The organism is Clostridia bacterium, assembly GCA_014360065.1.
Lineage (GTDB): Bacteria > Bacillota > DSM-521 > Neomoorellales > JACIYF01 > JACIYF01.
Window position 1 is genome coordinate 1 of record JACIYF010000062.1, and the last position, 15,890, is coordinate 15,890.

11 protein-coding genes are annotated in these 15,890 nt (G+C 57.5%); 4 read left to right on the top strand and 7 right to left on the bottom strand.

Features of this window, described 5'->3' with window-relative positions; all coding sequences use genetic code 11:
* The 3 genes from H5U02_09620 to H5U02_09630 form a co-directional block, all read right to left on the bottom strand.
* Positions 1 to 240 (bottom strand): 4'-phosphopantetheinyl transferase superfamily protein (locus tag H5U02_09620; protein MBC7342686.1); only part of this gene is annotated, 240 nt, incomplete at its 3' end.
* Between the two features lie 74 nt (positions 241 to 314).
* Complete coding sequence (locus tag H5U02_09625; protein MBC7342687.1) at positions 315 to 1,718, bottom strand: MFS transporter; 1,404 nt, start codon at positions 1,716 to 1,718, stop codon at positions 315 to 317.
* A 41-nt stretch (positions 1,719 to 1,759) separates the two neighbouring features.
* Positions 1,760 to 2,437 (bottom strand): hypothetical protein, encoded by a 678-nt coding sequence (locus tag H5U02_09630; GenBank protein ID MBC7342688.1) that lies wholly within the window; start codon positions 2,435 to 2,437, stop codon positions 1,760 to 1,762.
* Positions 2,438 to 2,735: 298 nt separating this feature from the next.
* Between H5U02_09630 and H5U02_09635 the strand changes: the two genes are divergently transcribed.
* Together H5U02_09635 and H5U02_09640 are read left to right on the top strand one after the other, a co-directional pair.
* On the top strand, positions 2,736 to 4,070 hold the full coding sequence (locus tag H5U02_09635) for a histidine kinase (protein MBC7342689.1): 1,335 nt from the start codon (positions 2,736 to 2,738) through the stop codon (positions 4,068 to 4,070).
* Positions 4,045 to 4,809 carry a response regulator transcription factor gene (locus H5U02_09640; GenBank protein ID MBC7342690.1) on the top strand — a complete coding sequence of 255 codons (765 nt, stop codon included), beginning with the start codon at positions 4,045 to 4,047 and terminating at the stop codon, positions 4,807 to 4,809. Before H5U02_09635 ends, H5U02_09640 begins: the two co-directional genes overlap by 26 nt.
* 193 nt (positions 4,810 to 5,002) lie before the next feature.
* Here H5U02_09640 and H5U02_09645 read toward each other — a convergent pair whose 3' ends face one another.
* Positions 5,003 to 7,237: a SpoIID/LytB domain-containing protein gene (locus H5U02_09645; GenBank protein MBC7342691.1), complete on the bottom strand. Its 2,235-nt coding sequence runs from the start codon at positions 7,235 to 7,237 to the stop codon at positions 5,003 to 5,005.
* 398 nt (positions 7,238 to 7,635) lie between these two features.
* Here H5U02_09645 and H5U02_09650 point away from each other — a divergent pair, with 398 nt between their 5' ends.
* A complete protein-coding gene (locus H5U02_09650; protein MBC7342692.1) occupies positions 7,636 to 8,976 on the top strand; it encodes a B12-binding domain-containing radical SAM protein in 1,341 nt (446 codons plus the stop codon).
* Positions 8,977 to 9,038: 62 nt separating this feature from the next.
* Here H5U02_09650 and H5U02_09655 read toward each other — a convergent pair whose 3' ends face one another.
* Positions 9,039 to 11,189, bottom strand: a complete 2,151-nt coding sequence (locus H5U02_09655; protein ID MBC7342693.1) for a hypothetical protein — start codon at positions 11,187 to 11,189, stop codon at positions 9,039 to 9,041.
* Positions 11,190 to 11,446: 257 nt separating this feature from the next.
* Between H5U02_09655 and H5U02_09660 the strand changes: the two genes are divergently transcribed.
* The gene (locus H5U02_09660) at positions 11,447 to 13,531 is read left to right on the top strand and encodes a hypothetical protein (protein MBC7342694.1); all 2,085 of its coding nucleotides are present in this window, start codon (positions 11,447 to 11,449) and stop codon (positions 13,529 to 13,531) included.
* A 203-nt stretch (positions 13,532 to 13,734) separates the two neighbouring features.
* Here H5U02_09660 and H5U02_09665 read toward each other — a convergent pair whose 3' ends face one another.
* Positions 13,735 to 14,670, bottom strand: coding sequence for a GGDEF domain-containing protein (locus H5U02_09665; protein ID MBC7342695.1), 936 nt, complete (start codon positions 14,668 to 14,670; stop codon positions 13,735 to 13,737).
* Positions 14,671 to 14,841: 171 nt separating this feature from the next.
* Positions 14,842 to 15,615 carry an HD domain-containing protein gene (locus H5U02_09670; protein ID MBC7342696.1) on the bottom strand — a complete coding sequence of 258 codons (774 nt, stop codon included), beginning with the start codon at positions 15,613 to 15,615 and terminating at the stop codon, positions 14,842 to 14,844.
* Between the last annotated feature and the right edge of the window lie 275 nt (positions 15,616 to 15,890).

Consider the following 15,890-nt stretch of genomic DNA (forward strand, 5'->3'; position numbering starts at 1 on the left):
GGCGGCGGCTTCCTTGGCGGCCCAACGGGCAGCCAAGGAAGCCGCCGGGCATCCTTTGCCGGCCGCGTACTCCCACTCGGCCACAGTAAAAACCCGCTCCTTAAAGCGGCGCTCATGCCGGGCTAGGAGCTCGCCCACCCGATGGATTTCCACCATATCTATACCTATGCCGTAGATCATAGCGGTTGACTTTTTGAGCTTACAGTTATCAATATTAAACCCTTCGCTAGAAATGGGCAAATACCTGCCACATGGGCAGGCCAGGAATCACTTTCATATTATTGCCATGGTCACCAGACTTATCCCAAAGAAGGCTAATCGCCGCGAACCAGGGAGGCCAAAGCGCCGGTAGCTGCTAGCCCCGCTCCCACCAGAAAAGCCGCTTTGAGGCCGGCCATAAAGGCTGCCACCGTCCCCTCCGGCCCCAGTACGGCCAGCTTAGCCGCTCGCTGCCAGGTGAAAACGCCGCTGGCCACAGCTATGCCCAGGACCATGCCCACGTTGCGGATGGTGGCCAGAACGCCAGAGCCTACCCCCAAGCGGTGGCGAGGCACGCTGCCCATCACCGCGCTGTTGTTGGGTGACTGGAATATCCCGGTGCCAAGACCAAAAAGGCACAAGCGCCAAACCACATCAAAAGTCCCGGAAGCGACCTTAAGGCCAGACATGAGGAACAAGGCCAAGCTGACGATGCTCTGCCCGATGAAGGCCAGCCAGTGGGTTCCCAAGCGGTCCGACAAGGCTCCGCTGATGGGAGCCAGCATTAACACCACCAAGGGAGAGGCAGTGAGAATCAAGCCCATGCGCTCAGGCGAGTAGTGCAGGATTTGTTCCAAATAAAAGGGAATCAAAAAAACCATGGCAAACTGGGACATGAAATTCATAAGGGCGGCAAAGTTAGCGGCAGTAAACACCCGGTTTTGAAAGAGGGTCAGATCCAACATCGGTTGTTCCACCCTGCTCTCCCAGCGGACAAAGGCAGCGCTGCCGACCACAAACACCAAACCCAGGATTAAAGTCGCTGGCGAGGTCCAGCCCCATTCCTCCCCGTAGCTTCCGGCTAAAAGAAAAGCGCTCAAGGAAAAGAAGCCCAGGGCGGCGCCAACCAGATCGAACTGCTGCGGTTTCAGGTTACCCGATGCCGGCACCACCTGGCGGCAAAGGATGTAGCTCGCAATGCCTATGGGGATATTAATAAGAAAAATGGCTTTCCAACTAGAAACAGTAAGCAGCAAACCACCCAGGCTCGGCCCCAAGGCCAGGCCAATAGCAACAATCATGCCGTTGGTGCCCAGGGCGCGCCCGCGCTCCTGGGGTGGAAAGACCCAAGTCACGGTGGCCGGCCCCATGGCCATAAGCATACCAGCGCCAATGGCTTGGATGGCGCGAAAGGCAATCAGGACCCAAATGTTGGGAGCTAGAGCGCACATCGCTGATGCTGCCGTAAAAATGACTATGCCTAACAGCAGCACCCGTCGAAAGCCATACATATCTCCCAGGCGACCATAAGTAAGAATTAGGCTACCCAAAACCAACAGGTAAGCCATGGCCACCCAGCCTACCGTATTTAGATCAGCATTGAAAACCCGGCCGATGGTGGGAAGGGCTACATTAACCACGCTGCCATCGATGGGGCCCATGATCCCTGCGGCCATGACCGCAAAGAGGATGAGCCAGCGCCGGGGATGCCCAGCCACGATGCTATCAGTTTCCGACACGCAAAAACCTCCTATAAAGCCTGCTTAGAAGCCTACTTCTTTCACCCTGTCCGGCGCTGCAAGGTCCTAATGGCTACTTCATGATCACCGAGAATGGCCCGAATAGATCGGTTTTCCTCCTTAATCTCGTTAATAGCCAATTCAATCCGACCCTGGCCCTGGCGCATAGCCTCTTGTCCTTGGCGCAGTTCACCCACGTCCTGGCGTAGCTCCTCCTGCCCCCGGCAGAGCTCATTTACATCCTTACGCAGTTCCTCCTGGCCTCGGCGCAGTTCATTTACATCACTGCGCAGTTCTTCTTGTCCCTGGCGCAGCTCGTTTACATCTTTGCACAGCTCTTCCTGTCCCTGGCGTAGTTCTGCCTGACCCTGGCGGAGCTCATTTACATCCTTACGCAGCTCATCCACGTCCTTACGCAGTTCATCCACATCCTGGCGCAGCTCATTTACATCTTGGCGCAGTTCTTCCTGCCCCCGGCGCAGTTCGTTCACGTCCCGGCACAGTTCTTCCTGCCCCTGCCGGAGCTCATTTACGTCTTGGCGTAACTCTTTGACCTCGCCTTCGATCCTAGCCACGGAATGGACCAAGTTATCAATTTCAGCTTTGTGCACTTGGCTAGCGTGCTCTAATGCTCGGAGCACCTGACTATGCTCGCCAAGCTGCTGACTAATTTGCCCAAACTGTTGTAGTACCAGCTCCTGAAACTTTTCGTTATCCATTGGTCACCCTCCCCCAAGGAACCATTTGCTTTTATCCGGACCGCCGCTCCTCGGCTCTCCAATCCTTGGCGGCTCCGGCTACCCCCCTTCAGCCTGGCGCTCCCAACCCCACTGGCATAGACTATAGCATACCCTTTCTCGAGCGACAAGAAGCTTAGGGGCCGACCGTCAGCGCAACCGGTAATGGCTAGCCGCCTGCCTATTTTGATTATTGTAGAAAACTCGTTCCCTTGTTATAGTATAAGTAAAAGAACCCTGTGCCCGCCGCCAACTTAAAGGCAAAGGTAGGGATCGCGATATGGCCTACCGGATTGAATTCTTGGCGCTGGCGATAGCTTTGGGAGCAGGAGAAGCTTGGCTCTCCGGAGGGGGCTTTGCCCTGTGGCGCTGGGGAGTCTTTTCCGCCCTAAACGCAGCCACCATAGCCCTAGTGATCTGGATCCGACTCCGGCGTCGGCCCATGGAGGATATTACCTCGCGCATCGATCCTACCCTACAGATCGCCTACGAGACCCTACCCTACATGCGCCGGGGGCTAAACGAAGCCGCGGCCCAGAAGACAGCCGAAATCATAAAGCGCATCAGCGACGTAGCCGCGGTAGCCATAACCGATCGGGAACGGGTTTTGGCTTATGTGGGGGTAGGCTGCGAGCAGCACCAGCCTGGGGATCGCATCCTCACTGAAGCTACTCGGCAGGTATTGGCCAGCGGCAAGGTCAAGGTAGTCCAGAACTCCAAGGAACTAAACTGCCCTCGCGAAAGAATCTGCCGCTGCCCGCTGGCAGCAGCAGTGCTGGTACCGCTGAAGCGCAAGGATGAAGTGGTCGGGGTTTTGAAGCTCTACCAGACCGAGCGGGGCGCCCCTCCTCCCAGCACTATTCGTCTGGCCATTGGGCTAGCGCAGCTTTTGGGTATGCAGGTGGAGCTGGCCGAGCTGGACCGGCAAGCTCAACTTTTGACCATGGCCAAACTGGATGCTCTCCATGCCCAGATCAATCCCCACTTCTTCTTCAATACCCTGAACACAATTATTATGTATAGCCGCACCAATCCGGCCCGGTCCCGGCGCTTGCTGATTCACTTAGCTAATTTCTTCCGCCAATCCTTGCGCCAACAGAGCCGGTTTACTACCCTAAGGGAGGAACTGGAGTGCGTCCACACCTATCTGGTGCTGGAAAAGGCCCGCTTTGGCAAGAAGCTCCAGATCATCGAGAACATCGATAAAGGCTTGCTGGATTATGAGGTGCCGGTCTTGAGTATCCAACCCCTGGTGGAAAACGCCGTTAAACACGGCCTTACCCCCAAAGTGGGAACAGGGGCGGTCAAGATCCTGATCCATGCCACCCGCAACGATTTGGTGATCTCGGTAAAGGATGACGGGGTAGGCATACCCGCCGACAAAATCAACTTAGTCTTGCAGCCCGGCTATGGCTCCGGTAACGGAGTAGGCTTATCCAACGTCAACGAGCGGCTGATTAGCTTTTACGGGGAAGATTACCGTCTCAAGATAACTAGCAGCGAAGGCAAAGGAACTACCGTAACCATGCGCATCCCCTTGGCACAAGCCTTGCCTCGCCCGGGAAGGGAGATTGCTGGTGAGCACCGACTTGAAGCTCAAAGCTTTAATAGTTGATGACGAACTACCAGCTCGCAAGGAGCTCGGCTTTCTGCTCAGCGCCATCCCTGAGGTGGAAGTAGTGGGAGAAGCAGCTACCGCGCCAGAGGCCCTCAAGCTGATGGCGACCCTGGACTACTCGGTGATCTTTCTGGACGTGGAAATGCCGGGCATGAACGGGATCGAGCTGGCCCGGATCCTCCAGCAGCACGCCCGCCAGCCCTATGTGATTTTTATTACCGCTTACGAAGAATACGCCGTCCAAGCCTTTGAGGTCAATGCGGTTGATTATCTGCTCAAGCCCTTCGATGAAAAACGGCTGGGGCGGGCCATCGACAAAGTGGTGCGACTTGCGCAGCAAAAGGAAGCTCTGGCCCCAGCCGGGTCTACAGCCCAAGCCCAACCCGAGCCTGCTTCCGAAAGGCTAGGCCGCATCCCGGCCGAAAAGTTGGGCAAAACCTACCTCATCGATGAAAACGAGGTTTGCTACGCCTATACTGAAGGCGACATGGTCTACCTCAAAACCAGGACCGACAAGTATATGCTGCGCTTCACCTTGAAGGACCTGGAGAGCCGGCTTCCCGCCAGGAAGTTCTTCCGCACCCACCGCTGCTACCTGGTGAACTTGGAGCGGGTGCAGCAAATTGTTCCCTTCTTTAACGGCACCTACACCTTGATCATGGATGACAATAAGAACAGCGAGGTGCCGGTGAGCAGGAACCAGGCCAAGAAGCTGAGGCGGCTTTTGGGCATTTAGCCCATAAGCCGCCTCCCTGCCGCCCTCGTAGCCGGCGGCCACCAGGCCAAGCCCAAGCTTCAGACCCCAGGCAGCCCCCTCACGTATTCCCCTCCGCCAACCCCTGGCCCACAGCTGCCTTGGTCTCAGCCCGCCTACCTACTTTCACCTGGGCAGGAACGGAGAGGGGCACTGCCACGGGGTTATCCATTCCTTACAGCTCCCACCAGAGGGCAGCAAGGGCGCCATTGGCCGGATCGGGAGCCAGGCCCAAAACCCCGGGTTTGCCAGCGGCAATAAGGCTTCCTCCCAGTACCGCCGACCGGGATACGCTCAAGGGGCTGGGAATGGTATTCCAGGGCGTTAGCTCAGCTGTTAGCGACGAAGCGCTGGGATGGAGAAGCCACAGCCCCATGCTCCCCGGGTACTGGTAAAGGGCAGCTATCTCGTCCCTTTGGTCACCATCCTTGTCCCCCACCACGGCGTACGCGGCTTGGGAACTAGCCCACCCCGAACTGTACCAGACCCGCCGCACACTTAAGGACGAGCCTTGGGAGGTAAATACGAAAGCTCCGGTCTTGGTCCCGCCGTAGTTGTAGATGGCAGCTATATCTTCTTTGCCATCGCCATTAAAATCACCCGGTAGGTAAGTGGCCTGGGCGGTATTCCAACACCAGGGCGGGCATTCCCATGCCCCCCGGGGGTTGTTGAACTTAAAGCTGGATCCAGTGCCGCTGCCGATGAAAACCCAAACCTTGGCTTTGGCTCGGCAGTAATCATAAAAAGCCAAGGCCTCGTCCTTGCCATCGCCGTTGATGTCGGCCGCCATATAGGTAGCCCAATCGGAGTTCCACTGGGCTCCCTCCCATACCTTGCTAAGGGTAAACTGGGGGTTTTCGGCCGTGCCGGTGGAGCGGAAAAGCCAAGCCGCGGTCCGATAGGAGGGATAGCGGTAGAAGGCCAGGATGTCCTCCTTGCCGTCGCCATCGAAGTCGCCGGCTACGTACTTGCCCCATTTAAATTCCCAGGTCCAGGGCGCGCACTGCCAGGCCAAGCGATGGCTAGAAAGCTCGCTCCCGTCGGATGCCAGCACGGAGATGCTCATGCTCTGGCGGCCAAGATTCTTAAGGGCAACTACTTCCTTAATCCCGTTGCCGTCCACATCGGCGGCCAGGTAAGCACCCTGGTCCAGGCTGAAGCTGCCGCTGGCATCGCTCCACACTGTCTTGGGCGCCCGGCCAAAGGAGGTGATCCAGGTGCTCTTCACCACCATCCCGCCCAGCCGGCTACGGAAGGTAGAGGCACCCATATCCACGTAAGAACCGTCAGTCTTATAGATCCTTATGGTCGTCGCTCTCCCGGTGGCACTGCGCTTGGTGACCTGCATGTACTTGACGCCCGCAATTCCGAGTTTGCTCTCCAGCTCGCTGCGGGTAAACTCCGCGCTCCAGCTGTAATTGGAGGCATTCTGAGGAAGGTTGCAATAGGTACAAGGCACGCTCTGTAGGTAAGGAAGGGCAGCACCGCCCCAGGCATCCTGGACATTCTCGGTCCGGCCTCCGCAAGTGCTGCTATAGTAGACTTTGACCGGTTTTCCCTGGTAGGAGACCACCTGCCCCTTGGTGGCCTTGACGGCATTTACCCAGTTGGGGTAGGCCTCATAGACCATACCATTATAAACTTGGCTTCTCTGGTCGTCGTAGACATCAAAAGTGCCCTCCGAGGAAAGGCTTGTATAGGCGTAGCTCCGGGCAATCACTGCCTGGACTTTCAGCACCTCCAAAGGCCAACCCTTGGGAACTTCCCCGATGCCGAGAATGTAGTCCTCCAGCTGGACATGGTTGATCACCGAAAGGCTATTCAGGCCGGTACCGCGCTGGATGATCCGCAACCAGCCCCGGTAGGTGTTGCCGTTATTTTTGAGGGTGAGATAGGCACCGGCATCCGGCTTGGCCTGGATGGGGCCCTTGTAAGATCCCACCGCCTGCCCCTGAGGATCAATGACCTGGTAGAGGGTTCCTTGGTCCGAGGCCACTAGCTTGACCTGCCACTCCTCGCCAGCCTTTCCTGCCGCGATCTGGCCGCCCGAGGCTTCATTAAAGAGCTTAAAACCGGCGTTTTTCGAGGTTACGGTTACTGTAGATTGGTTCTCCACCAACAGTACCCGCACCCATGACGCCTGCTGGGAGGCAGAAAGGGTGCTAATGTCTGTGCCCCGGTAGTAGTACTTCAATATTTCTCCATAGCTCCGCCCCGCCTTAGCTTGTCCATAGGCGCCCCACTGGCAAAGGCCCACTCCGTGGCCGAACCCCCGGCCGTTGATGACAAAGGTATCCTCTGCCGCCTGCGCCTGCTTTGGGACCGGGCCACTTATCATTAGCGTGCCCAAGGCCAAAAGCCCGCTCAGGACCAGGGCCACCCCCTTGATGGCCTTCCTTCCCCAACTCATGCTTCTTGGCTCTTCCTCTCCCCGCACCAAAACTCTTGAACCCCCCTGCTGACCTTCGCTAGTAGGGGAGTTCTACATGAATCTTCCTTTCCCTGCCTCCATCTGCCAATTTAACTTGCCCTTATTTTACATATTAACCGGGCAGAAGCGCCATTCGCGGCTGATTTTAAGTGGTAGTCCTCGGGCATGACCCTGAACCCAACCGGTGAACCTTTTGGGTTAATTGGGTCACGGATGCAGGCTAGTCAGATTCTTTTTGCAGGTGATCCTTGGTCCAGCTAGAAAACGTGAATAAAGTAGTGGCCCCGGCGGTTAACCTATTTTTTACTGGATGACCAATGAGGACCAACATTTAGTGTCGATAATGGTCTAAAGCCGCTAGTGAGGAGGCCTCGTTTATGCGTATAGCTTTGATTGCTCCCGCTTGGCATGACCCGCTCTGGGAAAGTGAGAAGGAAAAGGCGATTTTTCCGCCTCTAAACCTGATCACGGTTGCTGGCCTTACGCCCCCTGAACATGAGATCAGCCTAATTGACGAGGGGATCAGCAAGATTGATTTCAGTGTCGCTTACGATCTAGTGGCCATCACCGCCATGACCGCCCTGGCTCCTCGCGCCTACGCCATAGCCGACCAGTTCCGGAGCCGGGGAGTGCCGGTAGTCCTGGGGGGCATGCACCCTTCGGCCCTGCCGGAGGAAGCCAAAGAGCACGCCGATGCGGTAGTGATCGGAGAAGCCGAAAACCTCTGGCCCACCTTGCTGGCGGACTTTGAGAGCGGCAGGCTTAAACCCTTTTACCGGACTGCCCAGCGCCCCCAGCTTTTCGGCTTGGTCAGGCCCCGCAGAAACCTTCTGGCCCGAGAGCGCTATCTGGTTCCGGACACAGTGCAGATTACCCGGGGTTGCCCCTTTGCCTGCTCCTTCTGCAGCGTCAGCCAGTTCTTCGGCCACAGTTACCGCTTCCGGCCGGTGGAGGACGTGGTAGCTGAGATCCGGGAGCTGAAAGAGCTTGGCGGCGAAGTCATGGGCTTTGTCGATGACAACATCGTCGGCAACCCCAAATACGCTCGCCGGCTGTTCAGCGCCTTGGCCCCGTACAAGATCAAATGGTTCAGCCAGGGATCCCTCAACATTGCCCGGGACGAGGATCTTTTGCGGCTGGCCGCAGCCAGCGGTTGCATTGGGCTCTTCATCGGCTTTGAGTCCCTTTCGCCGGCCAACCTAAAGGCTATCGGCAAAGGGGTGAACCTCATAGAGGACTTCGAGGATGCCATCAAGCGCATTCATGACCACGGCATTGCCATCGAGGGGGCATTCGTCTTTGGCCTGGATGGCGACGACGAGAGCATCTTTGAGAGAACCCTCCGCTTTGTTCAGAAAAACCGCTTGGAGGCAGCCCAGTTCGGCATCTTGACTCCATTCCCAGGAACACCCTTAAGGGCCGAACTTGAGGCCCAGGGCCGGATCCTCACCAGCGATTGGAGCCAGTATACCATTACCAACGTAGTCTTTGAGCCCAAGAACATGTCTCCCGAAACCTTGCAACAGGGATTCAATTGGGCCTGGCAAGAGTTTTATTCCCTAGGCTCCATCAGCCGCCGGCTGGCTCGGGTGCAGCAGTACCGAGCCATCCTTTGGGCCCTCAATCTCAACATCCGCAAGCGCTTTCGCAATTTCTTGCGACGCCTTCAGGCCAATCAGTCCTGGCGCCCGCCCAAGCCCTCCATAGCCCGACCATAAACGAGCTGCGAAAACAAGCTTTGCCTGTTGTATGCTCCACCGCGGTTCTCGGCGCCGCCCAATCAACCTAGCTTTACCACAACCTCGTCCCCGGAAGCAATGGGAGTGGTAAATTCGGCCGGCTCCCCGTTCACCGTCAAGATCAGCTTTCCCTTGCCCTTAGCTTGGGAGGATAAATCCACCTGATCCAGGATGTCAGCCAGGATCAATGCCCGAGGCCGGCTGCGAATAACGATCTGATCCTGGGGATGAACTGGAACATCAAGAGTAGAAGCCAGCTCACCGTTGATAGTGATCTCCACCTGCTGGCTCAGACAAACCGGCTTCCCGTTGACGGTTACTTGCACCGGCTGGGGATCGGCATCCGGACTGTCCGGGCCACCTAGGACCCGCTTCAGCAGATCGCCTACTACTACCGGTCGGGTCTCCTCGGCTACTTCCAGTTTATCGCCTTCCTCAACTGGGCTATTAGGATCCGCCGCTTGCTGGTTCAGCTTGATGTCAAGCTTAAGGACAGAAGTTTCCATCCACTGGCCGTCCAGCCTGAGCCGAAAGTGCCGCCAATAATCCTCGGGGCTTTTGCCAATCGCCTCTAAGACGTCAGCCACCTTAGATAAGGGCCGATATTCAACCACCGCCCCATCAAAGAGGCGAAATCCCGGGCTTACCCTGACCCCGTTAACTTTGACCAAAGGTTCAACCTTCACGGGGCGGTGGTTAAAAACCAGGTGCTTGGGCCGGTAGTCGGGCAAGACGTCAGCCACTGTCCCCGATCCCGGTTTCCCCCGCTGGCCGGGGACGATTTCGATGCGGTCGCCGGGTTTGACCTCATCTTCCAGGCGGGCAGGCTTTCCGTTCAACGTGATCTGGGCTGGTTTCCCCGGTTGGCCGCGTAAAAAGACCAGCTGGCCATTGACCCGAACTCCTAGGGAAGGACCAGGCTCACCCCAGATCTGGGCCCGGGATACGCCCGCATCCATCAATACTTGCGCCACCTTAACCTTGCTGTTCAAGGCAAAAGTTCGCACCGGCCTCCCGTTCACTAATACGCTGTTGAACTGGGAGCCTTTCTCGGTCCAGCCGGTGACGGCAATCCCAATGGGGGTTACCGCCTCCGGTCCTTTGAAGCGCTTGAGCCCTCGAACCATGCTTATGCTTTCGCTCCCCCGCACCGCCACTCGGTTGGCAGAAAGGCCCAGGCACTCGGCCAGCTGGGTGGTTAGGCCCGGGGTAAGGCTGCCACCGCCAACGCAGAGGACTGCCTGGGGTGGAGCTCCATTGATCTCTAGGATCCCTTCTGCGATCTCGGAGGCCAACCGGTAAACAGCAGGGCTGACGATGCGGGTTAGGTCTTCCGGGCTAATGCTGGCCTCGGCGCCCAACACGTCTCGGTAGACCGCAGGGAGGCCGTTGCCGGCCGAGCGCTTAATCTTTTCCCCGGTGGGGAAATCCACCAACAGCTCCTGACAGATGTGCTCGGTGATCTCATCTCCAGCCCAGGGCACCATCCCATAGCCTACCACCGTGCCTTCCCTAGTAATGGCTATATCCGAGGTCCCGGCCCCTATATCCACCAAGGCCAAGTTTAAACCGCGGAGGTCAGGCGGAACGATGACGCTGAGGGCAGCGATGGGCTCCAAGGTAAGGGTTTTCACTTCCAGGCCCGATTTGGACACTACTTCATACAGGGACTCCACCACCACGACGGGGAGAAAGGTGGCGATGACCTCTATGCGCGCTTCCTTGCCCCGCTGGCCCAAGAGGCTGCGGATGGGGTTTCCGTCCAAGAACTGCTGCTTTACCGTATGGCCGACACAATATAAATCCCGGGCCCGGCTGCCTTGCTTGGCTTTGAGGGAGTTTTGGGCCGCCTGCACCGCTTCCAGCTCCAAAGTCAAGAGCTGCTCTGAACTTACTGGTTCTAGAACTCCCAGGGGCATGGAAGCTGATCCGGGCGCGGTTAAAAGGCTCCTCCCGGCCGCAGCAATGCTGACCTGGCGGAGCTGCCCCACTTTGGCTTCTAACGCCTTTTTTACCCGTTCCACCACTTCTGCCACCCGGGGTATATCCTGAATCTGCCCATCTAACATCGACCGTTCCTGGTGTTCCTCGACGTAATGGGCGCGCAGCCTGAATTGGGAGTGGCCTTCCACCGCCAGGACCACCCCGGCGACTTTGCGGGTACCAATATCTAGGGCAAATACCAGATCCAACGGCCCAACCTCCGTCCGCCCAAACCAGAACTTGCCAAACCCACCGACTTCCATTATACATTTATACATTATCGTCGCCAATCGCTCAGGCCTTTGGCCCAGCAGGGTCGGCAGGGACAAAGAGGATTGGCGGTTTGGGCCGCGAATTCTAATCTGGTAGCTAGCATCGGGTGTTGCCGGGGCGTGATGCCGGCTTTCCAACCGCCAAAGAGGGGATTCCCGTGCGCTTGCGGCGCCTATTTGGGTGGTTAATGACTTTGGCAGTCGCCACTGCTGCTCTAGGGGGATGGTTTTGGCTTGCCCCCATCTGGGTATTGCCGGAGGCGAGTGGGCGGGCCGGCCCGCTGCCGACGGCGGGCCGGACCGCCTCCCCCGCTCTGACGGCCCCAGCCAACCCCGTTTTCCGCCTCGGCCCCCACTTACAAAAAGGAATATTTGTGGGGTTGGTAGCCGACCCTGATCTCCGCTCCCGCCCCGCCCTTTTGGCTTACCTGCAAGTGCTCCAAGAGGAGGGCTTTCCCTATCGGCTGTTATCGCCAGCCGATCTGGACCATGATAAGCTAACGCCCAATTGCCAGGCCTTAATCATTGCCGAAGAGGGGATAGAAGACTTTTCTGCTATTACTCCGCTAGCCCTAAACCAGCTAACAAAGTGGCTTGAGCAAGGCGGCAAACTCTTGGTGGTAGGCGGGACCAAAATAGCCGAGGCTAAAGAGCTCTTGGCTTTATGTGGCCTCAAAGCTACTTCCTCGACGCCATTTTTGGGGCCCTGGATTATTCCTGCCGACTCGCCTTTAAGGTCCCAGTTTGACTTCGGGCTCTACCATGGCGATCGGCTGCGCACGGTGGGATACCCGGACGACCAAACCTATCATACGCCCTTAGCAATGCTTGAAACCTCGCCACCCCAGGTCCTGGCTTGGACCGAAGCCCCTTCAACTCCACTGGTTACCCTCCGCCCTTGCCCAGCCGGCCAACTCGGCAGCGCCAGCCCTGCCCAAGGCAAAGCCATGCTGGTAAACGCACCTTTAGGCGCCCTCAAGGCTACCGCCAACAGCGATTACTTGATCCGGGTTCCGCTCAAATTCTTTCTCATTCAGGTGGCCAGGGTACCACACCTGGTAGCCGCTCCCGGCGGCGTGGGTGGGCTGGTCTTGAACTTCCATATCTGCACCTGGAGCTCAATGCGGGCGCTCAAAAAGCTGATATCTGAGCAAGCCCTGGCCGGTGTCCAAGGGCTACCCTTAACCATTTCCGTGACCGCTGGCCCCGATAGTCTGCTGGTAGGGGATCATTTGGGGGTAGATGCCAAGGGACGAGGGCGCCCCTACCTCGAGGAGGTCGCGGCCTACGGCTCGCTGGGCTGTCAAGGAGGCTGGATGCATAGCTTCTGGGGCCTCTTCTTGCCCAAGCTCTCTTCCCCAGTAAAAAGGAAGCTGATCGACCTCAACTTTACTACCATGGAAAAGCTGCGCGGAGGCCCGGTCACCGAATACGCTGCCCCCTACGGAGCCCACGACGCCGAGGTCAACGATTACTTAGCCAGCTGGGGGGTCAAAGGGGCTGCCTTCCCAGCTGCCTTCAACTCCCCACCCACCCACTGCTGGTCAAAAGGAAAGCTGGAACCCCGCTTCTGGCTCTTCCCCTACACCGCCACCCAGGATGGCAGCTGCCCGGAAAACATGCTAGATCGCGGCCGCCGTCCCGATGAGATTGCTGCTGCCATCAGGGCCATTGCCGACATTGCTAAAAACCGCCAGGAAATCCGCCTCTTCTATTTTCATGCCATCTCTTGGGCTCTTCACCCGGAAATCTGGAACCATACCTTCCCTTACCTAAAGCAGCTGGTGGCCGCCCGAGAGCTAACCGTGCGCACCATGGCCGACTATGCCGATTTCCTTAACCGGATGCAGGAAGTGCATTTTTCGTTGGAACGGATCCCCCGGGCGAGCGAAGCAAGCCCTGGCTCCTATTCCCCCGAGGCCCACCCCCGGGAATATAGCTACCGCATCACCGCCCAAAGCCCGGCCTCCTTGCGGGAACAGACCTGGGCCTTACCCTTGCCTCTCTGGCCTGCCGGTACCCGGGCTACCTTGGGCCCAGTTTGGGAACTGCGCCTGACCAACCTGGGGACAGAAGGGCGACCCCAGGGCAACTTCAGCCAGCTGGTTCACCTGGGGCCCAAGGAAACCCAGGGGATGTCAGTCCAACTGGGCTGGAGCCGGTTTTGGCTTCGCTGCTCCGCTGGGTGGGTATACCTGACCGTCGACCAGGACTTGCGCCAAGTTAACCTCCGAGTCGACCTCCGCCCGGTCGACCTCCGCCCCACTAGCCTCAATTGAAGGCAAAAAGAGTCGCTGCCCTGGATCTCGGCCCGGTACTGGGGCCAAGGGCGGGAAAAGCCGCAATTTGGGCAGGTAAACATCCCTGCTGCCAGATTATACTCCACTCAGGGGGCCACCGCCATGGGGCTGCATGGGCCAGGGGAAATAAGGGGGAGGAAAAAGAGGACAAGCACAGGACCGGACTCGATAACCAGGTCTGCCTACTGTTCCGCTACCAGAAACCCTCCCGGCTGATCCGCTAGCGAGATGGCATCGGAGCAGACGACTACGACGTTTCGCCCCTTGCCCTTAGCTTGGTAGAGGGCCTCATCGCTGAACTCCACTAAGCTCCTCACGTCATTAGCCTGGTTCGGGTAAGTGGCGATTCCTACCGACACGGTTAGGCAACCTTGGGGGAGCCGAGCCGCGGCAATATTCCTCAGGGCCCTTTCGGCAATAGCCTCAGCTTCCTGGGGACCAGTCCGGGGCAGGATAACTGCAAATTCATCGCCCCCATAGCGGGCTACAATGTCAGTCTCGCGAAAAGTCGCCCGCAAGGTCTGGGCAATCTCATAGAGGGCCTGGTTGGCTACAAAGTGCCCGAAGGTATCGTTGTACTCCTTGAAGCGGTCTACATCAACGAATAGGAGCGTTAGCGGCCAATGGGACCGGCGGGCGGCTTCGAATTCCGCCTGGAGTCGCTCCTGAAAGAAGCCATAATTATAAAGGCCGGTTAGGGCATCGCGAATGCTGGCCTCATAACGCTGTTTGGCCTCGTGTTCCTTCTGTTTGAGACTATCGGCCATGACCCCTACTGCTAGCGACATGACCGACGTCAGCCCCACCATTAGAAAGCTATCTAAGGTCTCGGCGGCTATAAAATCATGGGAATGGCGGTAAAAATGCTCGTAGCATTCGGCCGGCACAGCAATGGCCGCGCTGGTGATGGCGTTGGCCACTCCCCCGCGCAGGCCATAGTTATAGCTTAACAAGATGGCAGGAAATATATAGGCATACCAGACCAAATTGGCCAAGGGCCCCTCGCCATCAAAGAGTTCTTTGGCTAAAGGCACCGAGTAAGCAATTAAGCATAGGCCAGCGCACACATAAGGCCTGCTTATCAGGTTGGCGATGCGGATACCCTTCTCAGAAGCCATCTTTGCCACTCCCTAAGAACTAGGGTCTAGGTCATCATCAGCAGCCCATAGCCGATGACGGCCCGGCAATCACCTTTGGCCTATGCAAATCCTTGGTAGGTATAACATACCTTGCCAGTATTCCGGTGTCAAGCAAATACGGACTGTTCTTGGTTGCCGGAACCAATCAAACTAGGATCTCATAGCTTTCTCGCCGCTGGACAAAGCATCCAGGGCCAGTACCAACGCCAGCAATCTTTCCCGATTGCGCCGGTCGAGCGCCATGCTTCCCATCCCGCCGCCCCGGGTAAGCAGGCTCCGGTAGAGCAATTCAATCAGACCATTAGCAGTACGCGGGGTTGGCGGCAACTGGGCGCCCCGCTGGAGAGCTTTGACCATTGGTTTGGCGAGGTCGGGATCAAACTGGCGGCCAGACCCCTTTCTGACCTCGGTCACCACCTGGTCTGGGCTGAGAGGCTTCCGATAGGGCCGAAATGCCGTCATGGCATCCAGGGCATCGGCCAGGGCTACTATGCGAGCGCCAAGGGGAATGTCTTCCCCTTGATAACCATAATAACCAGTGCCCTGCCAGTGCTCATGATGGAGAAGGACAATGTCCAAGGGAGTAGGAACCGGTGTAGAACCGCCTGGTAGGGGTGGCCGCACCACCCGTGCCATCCCCCGGCTGCTCAATATGGCCGCTCCAACCAAAGGATGCATCCTTACCTTAGCCCATTCCACGTCGTTTAAAGGTCCCGGCTTATAGATGATTCTCCGCTCCACCTTGGTTTTGCCCAAATCGTGGAGCAGTGCCCCAGTGACCAAACAAGGGAGGTGCTGACCATCCACCCCGATGATTTCGGCTATGAAGAGCGCATAACTAGCTACCCCCAGGCTGTGTTCTAAAAGATCAGGGCCATACTCCAACAGGTCGTTTAAATAATGCAACAAATGTCCGGTATCCAATTTTACTGCCTCCTGGGATTCAGGGTTTACGCCGTGTTAGTATTGCGGCCTGATGACTCGCCTCTGGATGGCCAGGGTTTGCTAAGTTTGGCCCGGGCAGCTAGGCCTATGGACTGGTAGTTGGCAGGGGATCGATGGGAGGATGTCTTGCAGGTTGGCATTGGAGTAGGTGAGGCAACGGAACCGGTATCCCGCAGGTTTCCGAGGAACCGCCCCTTGTTTCCTCAATTGGTTTCCAGGGAAGGAGTTTCGTACCTAACGAACCTGGAAGGAAG

Bases quoted from the DNA above. Each gene is read 5' to 3' on its own strand.
- H5U02_09630 (MBC7342688.1), bottom strand. From the start codon at position 2,437: ATGGATAACGAAAAGTTTCAGGAGCTGGTACTACAACAGTTTGGGCAA.
- H5U02_09635 (MBC7342689.1), top strand. From the start codon at position 2,736: ATGGCCTACCGGATTGAATTCTTGGCGCTGGCGATAGCTTTGGGAGCA.
- H5U02_09645 (MBC7342691.1), bottom strand. From the start codon at position 7,237: ATGAGTTGGGGAAGGAAGGCCATCAAGGGGGTGGCCCTGGTCCTGAGC.
- H5U02_09650 (MBC7342692.1), top strand. From the start codon at position 7,636: ATGCGTATAGCTTTGATTGCTCCCGCTTGGCATGACCCGCTCTGGGAA.
- H5U02_09665 (MBC7342695.1), bottom strand. From the start codon at position 14,670: ATGGCTTCTGAGAAGGGTATCCGCATCGCCAACCTGATAAGCAGGCCT.